Annotated in this window: 13 protein-coding genes; 4 read left to right on the top strand and 9 right to left on the bottom strand. The window is 30.1% G+C overall.

All coding sequences use genetic code 11. The features are described from left to right. Nucleotides 1-2 precede the first annotated feature (2 nt). Nucleotides 3-782 (bottom strand): polysaccharide biosynthesis/export family protein, encoded by a 780-nt coding sequence (locus tag BLU40_RS05020; protein WP_090120566.1) that lies wholly within the window; start codon nt 780-782, stop codon nt 3-5. An 87-nt stretch (nt 783-869) separates the two neighbouring features. On the opposite strand from BLU40_RS05020, the gene BLU40_RS05015 reads away from it, so the two are divergent. The 4 genes from BLU40_RS05015 to secA all read left to right on the top strand — a co-directional run bounded on the left by BLU40_RS05015 (nt 870) and on the right by secA (nt 6,065). Then, nucleotides 870-1,646: an O-methyltransferase gene (locus tag BLU40_RS05015; RefSeq protein ID WP_090120562.1), complete on the top strand. Its 777-nt coding sequence runs from the start codon at nt 870-872 to the stop codon at nt 1,644-1,646. Nucleotides 1,647-1,660: 14 nt separating this feature from the next. Then, a complete protein-coding gene (locus BLU40_RS05010; protein WP_090120557.1) occupies nt 1,661-2,233 on the top strand; it encodes a cob(I)yrinic acid a,c-diamide adenosyltransferase in 573 nt (190 codons plus the stop codon). Nucleotides 2,234-2,326: 93 nt separating this feature from the next. Continuing rightward, nucleotides 2,327-2,548 carry a DUF2795 domain-containing protein gene (locus BLU40_RS05005; protein ID WP_090120552.1) on the top strand — a complete coding sequence of 74 codons (222 nt, stop codon included), beginning with the start codon at nt 2,327-2,329 and terminating at the stop codon, nt 2,546-2,548. Nucleotides 2,549-2,723: 175 nt separating this feature from the next. Continuing rightward, nucleotides 2,724-6,065 (top strand): preprotein translocase subunit SecA, encoded by a 3,342-nt coding sequence (gene secA / locus BLU40_RS05000; RefSeq protein WP_090120549.1) that lies wholly within the window; start codon nt 2,724-2,726, stop codon nt 6,063-6,065. Nucleotides 6,066-6,115: 50 nt separating this feature from the next. Here the strand turns inward: secA and ppk2 (BLU40_RS04995) are convergent, their stop codons facing one another. From ppk2 (BLU40_RS04995) to ccoN, 8 genes are all read right to left on the bottom strand, one after another. Continuing rightward, complete coding sequence (gene ppk2 / locus BLU40_RS04995; protein ID WP_090120545.1) at nt 6,116-6,907, bottom strand: polyphosphate kinase 2; 792 nt, start codon at nt 6,905-6,907, stop codon at nt 6,116-6,118. A gap of 2 nt (nt 6,908-6,909) precedes the next feature. Further along, complete coding sequence (gene ppk2 / locus BLU40_RS04990) at nt 6,910-7,767, bottom strand: polyphosphate kinase 2 (RefSeq protein ID WP_090120542.1); 858 nt, start codon at nt 7,765-7,767, stop codon at nt 6,910-6,912. A gap of 3 nt (nt 7,768-7,770) precedes the next feature. Beyond that, nucleotides 7,771-8,499, bottom strand: coding sequence for a sulfite exporter TauE/SafE family protein (locus tag BLU40_RS04985; protein ID WP_090120536.1), 729 nt, complete (start codon nt 8,497-8,499; stop codon nt 7,771-7,773). A 1-nt stretch (nt 8,500) separates the two neighbouring features. Next, on the bottom strand, nt 8,501-8,950 hold the full coding sequence (locus tag BLU40_RS04980) for a FixH family protein (protein WP_090120535.1): 450 nt from the start codon (nt 8,948-8,950) through the stop codon (nt 8,501-8,503). Between the two features lie 63 nt (nt 8,951-9,013). Beyond that, the gene (gene ccoG, locus BLU40_RS04975; RefSeq protein ID WP_090120533.1) at nt 9,014-10,429 is read right to left on the bottom strand and encodes a cytochrome c oxidase accessory protein CcoG; all 1,416 of its coding nucleotides are present in this window, start codon (nt 10,427-10,429) and stop codon (nt 9,014-9,016) included. Nucleotides 10,430-10,645: 216 nt separating this feature from the next. Next, entirely contained in the window at nt 10,646-11,290 is a 645-nt protein-coding gene (locus tag BLU40_RS04970; protein ID WP_090120531.1) for a cbb3-type cytochrome c oxidase N-terminal domain-containing protein, read from the bottom strand. After that, entirely contained in the window at nt 11,283-11,480 is a 198-nt protein-coding gene (locus BLU40_RS04965) for a CcoQ/FixQ family Cbb3-type cytochrome c oxidase assembly chaperone (RefSeq protein WP_090120528.1), read from the bottom strand. Before BLU40_RS04965 ends, BLU40_RS04970 begins: the two co-directional genes overlap by 8 nt. A 9-nt stretch (nt 11,481-11,489) precedes the next feature. After that, on the bottom strand, nt 11,490-13,658 hold the full coding sequence (gene ccoN, locus BLU40_RS04960) for a cytochrome-c oxidase, cbb3-type subunit I (RefSeq protein ID WP_090120526.1): 2,169 nt from the start codon (nt 13,656-13,658) through the stop codon (nt 11,490-11,492). Between the last annotated feature and the right edge of the window lie 2 nt (nt 13,659-13,660).

Below are 13,660 nucleotides of genomic sequence, written 5' to 3'. Positions count from 1 at the left end.
TCCTATAAATTTTTAATCAATAAAACAGTACTAGCTAAAAACGATAATACAGTTACAACTGTTGAAAAAGTTTGAAAAGCAGTAGTTCCTGTACCTAAAGATTTTTGTTTTAGTGGTGCTACGTATAAAATATCATTTGGTTGAATATAAAAGTTCTCCGAATTAAAAACTTCCATATTTGTCATATCCAATTTAAACTTTTTAACGCCGTCTAAAGACTTTCTAATTATAGTTACATTTTTTCTGTCACCAACCTCAGTAATTTCACCAGCATTTGCCAAAGCATCAACTATACTAACTTGATTTTGCATTAAACTAATTGTTCCTGGAGAACCAACTTCACCTGTAACTACAAATTGAATACCTGCTAATTTTACTGTCACAAATATTTGCTCTGGGTTTTTAAAAAATTTAGCTAATTCTAGTTCTATTTTTTCTCTAACTTCTTTTGCCGTATAACCCAATACATTTAAATCGCCTATATAAGGTATTCTAATATTCCCATGTCTATCTACCGAATAACCATTAAAATATAAAGTTCCTCCTTGGTTCGATGTAGTTCCAGAAGTTTCGCTACTTTTAAACATAGAAATAATTTCAGGATTATTTCCTTTAATATCTATATAAAGTATATCGTTTACCTGCATTCGGTAAGGTTCGTTATTTAACTTTGTAATTTCAGTTTGCTCAACTGGATCACCTTGAAAATACGTTAATTGTTTGTTTGTAACACACGAAGTAAGAAACAACAGTACAAAGGCACTGTAAAGTATTTTTTTCATATATAAATATTGATAGCAAGACAAATATAATTTTAAATAGTTTATTAAAATAATTTTTGCATTAATTTCGCAATAAATTCAATTTTTATGTGGTTTAGAATAAAATCATTTTTACTTTTTTTAATTAAATCTACAAATCAGCATGGCGTACATTCTCCTTTTGTATATAAATTAATTACCAAATGTTTTTATAAAAAAACAGATGCAACTAAGTTTAATAAGTTTTTAAACGTTAAAAAGTGGCTTTTAAATAATAATAAAACAATTACTGTAATTGACTTTGGTAAAGGTTCCAAAGTTTTTAATTCTAACACTCGAAAAGTAAAAGACATTGCTAAGGTTGCTGGTATTTCAACAAAAAAAGCAAAACTTTTAATACGGCTAATTGACTACTTTGCGCCTAATACCCTTTTAGAAATTGGAACTTCGGTAGGTTTAGGTACTTCAGCAATAGCAATAGCAAGCAATAACTTAATAATTACAACTTTAGAAGGTTGCCCTAGTACTAATACTATTGCTAAAAACGTATTTAAGCAATTTAGCTTTAATGGTATTAAGCAGGTTGAAGGTAATTTTAGTAATACCTTAAATAATGAAGTTTCGAATCAACATTTTGACATTGTTTACTTTGATGGCAATCATCAAAAAAAACCAACTTTAGACTATTTTAATACTTGTTTAAAAAACATAACGAATGATTCAATTTTTATTTTTGACGACATTAACTGGTCTAAAGAAATGTTAGAAACTTGGGAAGAAATAAAAAAACATCCTACCGTAACTGTAACCATAAATACGTACTTTTGGGGAATTGTGTTTTTTAGAAAAGAACAAAAAAAACAACACTTTACAATTAGAGTTTAATACACCTTATTAAAATGAAAATATATACTAAAACAGGAGATAAAGGTCAAACATCTTTGTTTGGAGGAACTAGAGTACCAAAACACCATATACGTATTGAAGCATACGGAACTGTAGACGAATTAAACTCATACTTAGGTTTAATTAAAGACCAACCTATGGATGAGCACACTAAAAATTTATTACTTAAAATTCAGCATGAGTTGTTTACGCTTGGTGCAATGCTTGCAACACCAGCAGATAAACAAATTTTAAAGAATGGAAAAGAGCGTTTAAATATTGAAAAATTAAATGACGCTTCAATTACTTTATTAGAAAATGAGATTGACAAAATAAATGAAAATATTCCGCCAATGACTCATTTTGTTTTACCAGGTGGACATACTACCGTGTCATATTGTCATATTGCACGTTGTGTTTGTCGTAGAGCCGAAAGAATAGCCTCTCAACTAAATGAACAAGAAGAGATTAGCAATCATATTGTTATGTATTTAAATCGTCTTTCGGACTATATTTTTGTACTGGCACGAAAATTGACTTATGATAATAACGCTGAGGAAATCAAATGGATTCCTGAGAAAAATTAAAAAAGTTCTTTTTTTTATTGAAAAAAGTTAGAAATAACTTGACTTTTTAAAGAAAAAAATTATTTTTGCAAAAATATAATACAAGAAAAAGTTATGTATTGGACTTTAGAACTAGCATCTTATTTAGCAGATGCACCATGGCCAGCAACAAAAGATGAGTTAATAGATTACGCTATTAGAACAGGAGCACCTCTGGAAGTAGTTGAAAACCTTCAAGAAATTGAAGACGAAGATGAAAATTACGAGACCATCCTAGAAATTTGGCCCGACTATCCCTCCGAAGAGGATTATCTTTGGAACGAGGATGAATATTAAAATATTAAAGAAAAAAAAGTCTCTAAATAAAGAGACTTTTTTTTTGCTTATAACTAAATTTTTTAGAGTTTTTTAAACCTTTTTAACATTAAAAAAGTTTAAATTCGCTAGATATAAAAAAAAACACAAAAAGCGTTGTTTTACATACCGCTTTCAACATATTAACACCATAATAATGAGCATATTAAATTCAGTATTAAAAATATTTGTTGGAGATAAAACCAAAAAGGATTTAAAATTACTTCAACCTATAGTAACAAAAGTAGCTAGTTTTGAAAAAGAAATGGCTACATATAGCCACGATCAACTTCGTGAAAAAACAGTATCATTTAAGCAATTAATAAATGACGCAACAAAAGATATTAATGAATCTATTGCAGCATTAAAAGAAGAGGCTCACAATTCTGACACTACTGTTGATAGAAAAGAAGATATTTATACAGAGATAGACAAGCTAGAGGATGATGTTTATGAAGCTTCAGAAAAAGTTTTAAACGATATTATGCCAGAAGCTTTTGCTGTTGTTAAAGAAACAGCAAAAAGACTTGCTAACAACAAATCAATTACTGTAACAGCTACACCTTTTGATCGCGAAATTTCTGCTTCAAAATCTAATGTTACTCTTGATGATGATAAAGCTATTTGGGCAAACTCTTGGGATGCTCAAGGAAAAGAAGTTACTTGGGATATGGTTCACTACGATGTTCAATTAATTGGTGGATCTGTATTACACAAAGGTAACATTGCAGAAATGATGACTGGAGAAGGAAAAACATTAGTTTCTACTTTACCTGTATATTTAAATGCTTTAACAGGTAAAGGTGTTCATATTGTAACAGTAAATGACTACTTAGCAAAGCGTGATGCTGCTTGGATGGCTCCTATTTTTGAATTTCATGGTTTAAGTGTAGATTGTATTGATCATCACCAACCAAATTCTGACGCTCGTAGAAAAGCTTATAATGCAGATATTACATACGGTACAAATAACGAATTTGGTTTCGATTATTTACGTGATAATATGGCGCACTCTCCAAACGATTTAGTACAACGCCCACATAATTATGCTATTGTAGATGAGGTAGATTCTGTATTAGTAGATGATGCTCGTACACCATTAATTATTTCTGGAGCTACAGCAAATGCAGATAGACATGAGTTTAACGAGCTAAAACCTAACGTAGATAAACTTGTTACAACACAGAGACATTATTTAACAGGTGTTTTAGCTGAAGCAAAAAAATTAATAAAAGAAGGAGACACTAAAGAAGGTGGTTTTCTTTTATATAGAGTTTTTAGAGGTTTACCAAAAAGCAAAGCCTTAATTAAATATTTAAGTCAAGAAGGAATTAAACAGTTACTTCAAAAAACTGAAAACTTCTACATGCAAGATAACAATCGTGAAATGCCAAAAATTGACGAGGAGTTGTATTTTGTAATTGATGAAAAAAATAATTCTATTGATTTAACCGATAAAGGTATTTCTCATATTTCTGATGGTGAAGATCAAGATTTCTTTATTCTACCTGATTTAAGTACTGAAATTGGTAAAATTGATACTGAATTTACAGACAAAACTGAAAACACTTCTAAAAAAGAAGAACTTTATAGAGATTACAGTATAAAAAGTGAGCGAATTCATACAATGAATCAACTATTAAAAGCATATACTTTATTTGAAAAAGATATTGAGTATGTAATAATGGATGATAAAATTAAAATTGTAGATGAGCAAACGGGTCGTATTATGGACGGTCGTCGTTATTCAGACGGTTTACACCAAGCTATTGAAGCAAAAGAAAATGTAAAAATTGAAGACGCTACCCAAACATACGCTACTGTAACACTTCAAAATTACTTTAGAATGTACCGCAAACTATCTGGTATGACGGGAACTGCGGTAACTGAAGCTGGTGAGTTTTGGGAAATTTACAAATTAGATGTAATTGAAATTCCTACAAACGTTCCTTTACTAAGAAAAGATAAAGAAGACTTAATATTTAAAACTAAGCGTGAAAAATACAATGCTGTAATTGATGAAGTTGAATCATTAGTTAATGCTGGAAGACCCGTTTTAGTTGGTACAACTTCTGTTGAAATTTCTGAATTATTAGGAAGAATGCTTTCTATCAGAAAAATTGGACACAACGTATTAAATGCAAAACTTCATAAAAAAGAAGCAGATATTGTAGCCCAAGCTGGTAATCCTGGTGTTGTAACTATTGCAACAAATATGGCAGGTCGTGGTACAGATATTAAGCTTTCTAAAGAAGTTAAAGATGCTGGAGGTTTAGCAATTATTGGTACAGAACGTCACGATTCTCGTCGTGTAGACCGTCAGTTACGTGGTCGTGCTGGTCGTCAAGGAGATCCAGGATCATCTCAATTCTATGTTTCGTTAGAAGATAACCTAATGCGTTTATTTGGTTCTGAAAGAATAGCCAAAATGATGGATAGAATGGGCTTAGAAGAAGGTGAAGTTATTCAACATTCTATGATTACCAAATCTATTGAACGTGCACAACAAAAAGTAGAAGAAAACAACTTTGGTGTTCGTAAACGTTTATTAGAATATGATGATGTTATGAATGCACAACGTGAAGTTGTTTACAAACGTAGAAGACACGCTTTAGATGGAGATAGATTACAAGTAGATATTTTAAACATGGTTTATGATACTTGCGATGTGTTAGTTAAAGAAAACAAACCAACAGATGATTATACTAATTTTGAATTTGAATTAATTCGTTTCTCTTCTACAAGTTCTCCTTTTACTGAAGAAGAATTTAAATCACTTTCTGAAAAAGAATTAATTGATCAATTATTTGATGTTGTTTATAAACACTACAAAGCAAAATTAGAGCGTAGTGCAGAAGCTGCTTTCCCTGTAATTAAAGATGTTTACGAAACACAAGGAGATAGATACGAGCGTATTGTTGTTCCTTTTACAGATGGAACTAAAGAATTAAAAGTTGTAACAAACTTAAAAGAAGCTTACGAATCTCAAGGTAAAGAACTAGTTACAGATTTTGAAAAGAATATTACACTTGCTATTATTGACGATACTTGGAAAGATCATTTACGTCAAATGGATGAGTTAAAGCAATCTGTTCAAAATGCAACTTACGAGCAAAAAGATCCTTTATTAATTTATAAATTTGAATCTTTTGAATTATTTAATAACATGTTAGATACTGTAAATAAAGATGTGTTATCATTCTTATTCAAAGGTGAATTACCATCGCAAGATGCTAATCAAGTTTCTCAAGCAAGAGAGCAAAAAAGAGATAAAGTTCAATTAAGTAAAGAAGATTACAAAAATACTACTGAAGCTACTGAAACTAACCAAACTCAACAACCACAAGTTGTAGAAACTATTGTTAGAACCGAGCGTAAAATTGGTAGAAACGAAGTTATTACTATTAAAAATGTAATGAGCGGAGAAACTAAAATGCTTAAATACAAACAAGCTATACCTTTAATTAATAAAGGAGAATGGGTTTTAGCTGAAGATTAAAACTTATTACATATTGATATAAAAAAAGCCTCCAAAATTGGAGGCTTTTTTTATATCTCTTTATTCTTATCGTAAGGTATACTTTTTAAAATATGGTTAATAACATTAACCCTTGCAAAAGTTTTTCTATTCGCTTTTATAATTTTCCAAGGCACGGCACCTTCTTTAGTTTTTTCGAACATTTTATTTTTATAGGCTGTGTATTTATCCCATAATTCTTGAGCCATTTCATCAACCTTTGTCATTTTCCATTGCTTTAATGGATTCGATTTAATTTCTAAAAATCGTTTAGCTTGTTCTCGCTTTGAAATTGACATATATATCTTAACCAATCTTATACCAGATTCAGTTATCATACGTTCAAAATCATTCACTTGATTCATAAAAATCTCGTGTTCGGTTTCTGTACAAAAACCCATTACAGGTTCTACTACTGCCCTATTATACCAACTTCTATCAAAAAAAACAATTTCTCCTGCTTTTGGAAATTGTTGAACATAACGTTGAAAATACCATTGAGAACGCTCGTCTTCTGTTGGTTTTGGCAAAGCAACAATACGTAAATGACGAGGATTCATACGCTCTGTAATACGTCTAATTGCACCACCTTTACCTGCAGCATCTCTACCTTCAAACAAAACAATAATACGTTCATCTTTTTCTATTGCCCAAGATTGCATTCTAATAAGCTCTACTTGTAATTTTTTTAAGCGTTTTTCGTAATTTACATACCTAACTGCTTTTTCTAAATTATAAGGTTCTTTAGATAATAATGCAGTTAATCCCTTATTGGTGTTTAATATTTTAACACCGTCTTCTGTTAATTTAAACTCTTCGTGCATAATTAATCTATTTGTCTTGATGATCGGTAATATCTTGTAATAATGTTTGGATCTGGCAATAATGTAGTTAATGCCTTGTCTTTTCCATCATATTCAAATTTAGAAAGTACATAGCGTATACATTCTAATCTTGCTATTTTTTTGTCGTTTGCTCTTACAGTAATCCAAGGGCTATAACTTGTATGAGTTTTGCTAAACATTTGCTCTTTGTAATGCGAATATTTATCCCATAATTTTTGCCCTTCTCTATCAACTGGGCTAAATTTCCAACGTTTTAAAGGTGTTTCTAATCTAGCATTAAATCTAGACAGTTGTTCATCTTTAGATATTGAAAACCAAAACTTAATCAACACCAATCCATCTTCGTACAGCATATGTTCAAATTCTGGAACTTGAACCATAAAATTATTATACTGACTCTCTGTACAAAAGCCCATAACAGGCTCTACAACCGCTCTATTATACCAACTTCTATCAAAAAACACTATTTCACCCGGATTTGGCAATTCTTTAATATAACGTCTAAAATACCATTGTCCTCTTTCAACCTCAGTTGGTTTATTAAGTGCAACTAAACGCATAGAACGTGGATTTAAATGCTCTGCAAAACGACGGATGTTTCCTCCTTTTCCTGCAGCATCTCTTCCTTCAAAAATAATAGCTACTCTTTTATTATTTTTTGAAATCCATTGTTGAAGTTTTACTAGCTCTATCTGAAGTTTTCTAAGTTCCTCTTGATAAAAAAGTTTTTTATAAACCTTATCAATTGGCATATTTTTTTCTTTAATAATAGCTAACAGTTCTTTATTTGAAGTAGCTTTTTCAAAATCTTCAAGTGTTAGTTTTGGTGTTTCGTCCATAGGTTAATCAGTTTTTTCGCCATCTACAGTTATACAATTTGCTGGGTTGTTAGATATTTGCAGTTTAGCATCTGAAGGAGATATATATGGAATACCTAAACCTAGCCCTCGCAAAATAAATAATAATCCAATAATAACAACAAATACAGGGATAACTTTTTGTATTTTTTTTCTTACAGATAAATTTACAAAATTTCCAAGTAAAACTGCTGCTGTCATTAAAGGAACTGTACCTAACCCAAAAATTGCCATATATAAAGCTCCATCAACCAAATTTCCAGTAGAAATTGCTCCAATTAAAGCCATATATACCAAACCACAAGGCAAAAAACCATTAAAAAATCCAATAGAAAAAAGTGCTTTATTTGATTTTTTATTTAAATACAAACCTAATTTTTGCTTTACCGTACCGATAAACTTGTAAAGCGGTTTCGAAAAATTAAATTTGTTAAATATAGATAAAGGAACTAATACTATAAGTATCATAATAATCCCCATAAGAATTGATAATCGTTGCTGAAAACCAGCTAAATACAATCCTTTACCTATAAAACCGAAAAGTATACCTATTAAAGAGTAACTTATTAAACGGCCAAAATGATATAAAAATATCTGAAAAAAAAGTTTAGACTTTGAAGATCTATCTACAGGCAATACAAATGCAATAGGACCACACATTCCTATACAGTGAAAACTACCTGCTAAACCTAACACTAATGCCGTCCAAAGCATACTAATAAATTAATTTCTCTTTATATAAATACGAAACTTCATTCACATTCCAATTAATATTTACATCCCATCTTCCTTCAACTAATATATCATCAGAAATTAATAATTTATTAGTTTTAAGTTTAATTGGTTTTGTAAAATCTATTTTTTCATTAGATAATCTTTTAAAAGAAATAGTTCCTGATATTTTTGAAGGTTCAAATTCAGAAGGAAAAGAAATTAACAACCCTTTTTCTACCTTTTTAATCGAAACATTTTCTTTTAAACTATTTCCTCTTTCCTCAAGGTCAATTTCTTGCTGGTAATTTAATTCATCCTTATAATAATCTTCTGAAGTTAAATTATGAGAATATTTAGGTGTAAAACTTAAATACAAAAATGTTGATATAAAAATCATAAACGATACCAATGCGATAATAATACCCATTGGCCAAGTAAATTTAAATTTCATAATGCTTTTGATTTTAGATTAAATACATCTCTTAATTTTTAAAAGTTGTATTTAATCTATTAGTTATTTTATAATCATTGGACCGGTAAAGTTAGTTGTAGTAGTTTCAATTAACTCTCCTTTTGAATAAATTCCAACTTCCAATTCTTCTTTAGACGAATTTAAGTCTTTTTTATCTATTTCTATAAATAAGGTTCCTTCTTTTAAACCTTGTTTCTCTATACTTGTATTTCCACCAACTAAAGTTACTGTTCCTTTATGAGAAACTAGCTTAATTTCTACATCCTCAATATTATCAGTTGTTTTGTTTATTAACTTAACAGTGTACACATTTTTAATAGTAGTATCTGTACTAATAAACGTTTGTCCTGGTAACCTTAAAACGGTAGCTTCTACATCATTTCGTAAAAACAACATAGTAACTAAAACTATAATTAAAATTGATAATATTGCTGAATATGCTATTAATCTAGCATTGAATTTAAATTTCTCTTTTTTCTCTATATTATCTTCAGAAGCATAACGAATTAACCCTTTTTCGAATCCAGTTTTATCCATTATTTCATCACAAGCATCTATACAAGCTGTACAGTTAATGCACTCTAATTGAGTACCATTTCTAATGTCAATTCCTGTAGGGCAAACTTGTACACACTGTTTACAATCAATACAATCTCCATGTCCAAGTTCTTCTCTATCTTCGTCTTTTCTTATTTTTTTTCTACCATTATCACCTTCACCTCTAACAAAATCGTAAGCAACATTAATAGATTTATCATCAAGTAATACTCCTTGTAACCTACCGTACGGACAAACTATAATACAAACTTGCTCTCTAAACCAAGCAAACACAAAATAAAATACAGCTGTAAAAGCTAACAATTTAATTAGTGTAGTAATATGTTCCATTGGTCCGTCAGTTATATAACCTAAAACTTCATCGGCTCCAATAATGTAAGCTAAAAACACATTAGAAATTATAAATGAAATTATAAAAAACACAATCCATTTAGTAACTCTTTTTCTAATTTTTTCTGCATCCCAAGCCTGCTTATCTAATTTAATTTGTTTAGATCTATCACCTTCAATTAAATATTCTATTTTTCTAAAAACCATTTCCATAAAAATGGTTTGAGGGCACATCCATCCACAAAAAATACGACCAAAAACTACTGTAAATAAAATAATAAAAACAACACTTAACAGTATTGAAATTACTAATAAATGAAAATCTTGAGGCCAAAACGGAAATCCAAAAATGTGAAATTTTCGCTCTAAAACATTAAATAATAAAAATTGATTCCCTTTTACTTTTATAAAAGGTGCAGCTAATAGAAATGCTAATAAAACCCAACTTACATAAGTTCTATAATTATACAACTTACCCTTAGGTTTTTTAGGAAAAATAAAGTTCCTTTTCCCTTCTTTATCTATTGTTGCTATTGAATCTCTAAATATTTCTTTATTCTCTTTTTCCATACTTAATTTTATAAAGAATTAGTTTTTGTTACTTGCAAATTTATGGTTAATTACCAAACACTTTAGAAACAAAAGTGACAAAAAAAAGAGGTAAAAACGTTGATTTAATTTTAAATAATCTAAATCCACAATTTTATACCTCTTTTTTTACTACTAACTAAAAAAATCAGAAACAAGTTTTAATTTTAAAACTTGTTATCTATAACTTATTTTTTATTATTCTGGCCAAACAATATCTCCCTCTTCTGCTTTTGGAGTTGCTGGTGCAACACCTTGCATAGAGACAATATAACTTGCCAATTGTATTCTTTCTTCTCTACTTATAGTAGATTCCCAAGCAATCATTCCTTTACCTGGTCTACCTCCTTTAGAAATAGTGTTGTAAATATCTTTTACTCCTCCACCTAATATCCACTTATTATCAGTAAGGTTTGGTCCAATACTACCTCCTAAATCTACTAAGTGACATGCTGTACAAGTTTTTGAAGCAAATAATTCTTTACCTTTTGCTAAACTAGCATCATCGGTTAAAGCTACAATATTAGAATCATCAAATAACTCTGGATTAGCTGCTTTATAAGCTTCAACATCCTTTTTACCTTGCTCTACTTCTGCAGCATATTCTTTTTCTTGACTATATTCTTCTGAATTATAAAATACTTGCGTATAGTAAAATATACTAATTGCAATAGTAATATAGAACCCGTATAACCACCAAGGTGGTAATACGTTGTCTAATTCTTTAATACCATCATAATCGTGGTCTAATAATATGTCTTCTTCTGTTCCTAAGTCGTGTGCTTTAGTCATGCTTTGCATGAACTTTTTCCACCCTGATATTTTTTCTGAATTTTTATTCATTTGAATTCTCGTTTTTATCGGTATCACTATCCATTGGTAAATTGCTTAATTCATCTATTCTTCTTTTTGGTAATTTTAAAACGAAAATTAACATCGATGAAAATACTAGGAAGAATAACAATAATGAAATTATTGGATAAATTTCAACACCATCAATACCTGCTAAATTGTGTTTAATAAATTTTAACATACTATACTATTATTTTAAAGCTGTTTTACCTGCTTTTATATCAGTACCCAAACGTTGTAAATAAGCAATTAATGCTACAATTTCTTTGTTTTGGATGTTACTTGAACTGTAATTTTTAACAAACTCAGGGTCTTGTCTTAAATTATTTTCAATTTCTTTAGCTTGTGCTAACAATGCTTGTTTAGCTCCGCTTATATCTTCTGCTGAATAAGGAACACCTAACGTTACTAAACCTTCCATTTTATCCTCAACATTTGAAGCATTTAAATCATTTTTAATTAACCAAGAATAACGAGGCATAATAGAACCTGGAGATGTAGACCTAGGATCTAACATATGGTTAAAGTGCCAGTTATCATTGTATTTACCTCCAACTCTATGTACATCTGGTCCAGTTCTTCTAGATCCCCAAAGGAATGGGAAATCATAAACAAACTCTCCAGCTTTAGAATACTCTCCATAACGTTCAACTTCTGAACGGAAAGGACGAATCATTTGCGAGTGACAGTTATTACAACCTTCTCTAATATAAATATCTCTACCTTCTAATTCTAAAGGTGTATAAGGTTTTACACTTTCAATTGTAGGAATATTAGATTTAACTAAAATTAATGGTACAATTTCTACTAAACCACCAATTAAAATAGCTACAGTAGTTAAAATTGTAAATAATACTGTTTTTCTTTCTAACCAAGTATGTAATCCTTCACCAGCAACACGTTGCCCACTAATTTTCTTTAATGGAGCTGCTTCTGCTAATTCATCTTCTACTTTAGAACCAGCTTTAGCAGTTTTAATTACGTTAATTGCTAATAAAATAAAACCTGTTAAATATAAAGTACCACCAATAGCACGCATTGCATACATAGGTATAACTTGTGTTACAGTTTCTAAAAAGTTACCATAAACTAAAGTTCCATCTGGATTAAATTGTTTCCATAAGAACGCTTGAGTAAAACCAGCAACATATAATGGTATTGCATAAAATAAAATACCTAATGTACCTAACCAGAAATGTGTATTGGCAAGTTTTCTTGAATATAAAGGAGTTTTCCATAATTTTTCAGATAACCAGTATACAATACCAGCAATCATAAATCCATTCCAAGCTAATGCTCCAATATGTACGTGACCTACAATCCAGTCTGTATAGTGACCAATTGCATTTAAATTTTTAAATGATAACATTGGACCTTCAAACGTTGCCATACCATAACCAGTAATTGCAACTACAAAGAATTTTAACACTGGGTTTTCACGAACTTTATCCCAAGCACCACGAAGTGTTAATAATCCATTAATCATACCACCCCAAGATGGGAAAATTAACATTACAGAAAATACAGTACCCAAGTTTTGAGCCCATTCTGGTAATGCTGTGTATAATAAATGGTGAGGCCCAGCCCAAATGTATAAGAAAATTAATGTCCAGAAGTGAATAATAGATAGTCTGTAAGAGTAAACTGGTCTATTAGCAACCTTTGGTATAAAGTAATACATTAAACCTAATATTGGTGTAGTAAGGAAAAATGCTACCGCATTATGCCCATACCACCATTGTACCAAGGCATCTTGAACCCCTGAGTAAACAGAATAACTTTTAAATGCTGTAATAGGCATTTCAAGGTTATTAAATATATATAATACTGCAATGGTAACTATTGTTGCAATATAAAACCATATTGCAACGTAAATATGACGTTGTCTACGTTTTAAAATTGTACCAATTAAGTTAATTGCAAAAACTACCCAAATTAAAACAACAGCAATATCTATTGGCCATTCTAATTCTGCGTATTCTTTAGATGAAGTAAAACCTAATGGTAATGTTATAGCTGCAGCTACAATTATAGCTTGCCAACCCCAAAAATGAATTCTACTTAAAACATCGTTAAACATTCTTGCTTTTAATAATCTTTGAGTTGAATAATAAACTCCTAAGAAAATACCATTACCTACAAAGGCAAAAATTACTGCGTTGGTATGTAATGGACGTAAACGACCAAAACTTAACCACGAAATAGCATTATCTGCTCCTGCAAATTCTAATAATCCTGGGAATACAAAAAGTAGCGCCACTAATAGCCCTACTAACATACCTACAACTCCCCATAGAATTGTAGCCCAAAGAAACATTTTTACGATTTTATTATCATAATAAAATTGTTCTTTTTCCATAC

This window comes from Lutibacter oricola (assembly GCF_900106565.1).
Classification (GTDB): Bacteria; Bacteroidota; Bacteroidia; order Flavobacteriales; family Flavobacteriaceae; genus Lutibacter; species Lutibacter oricola.
This window is presented reverse-complemented; position numbering and strand designations above follow the sequence as displayed.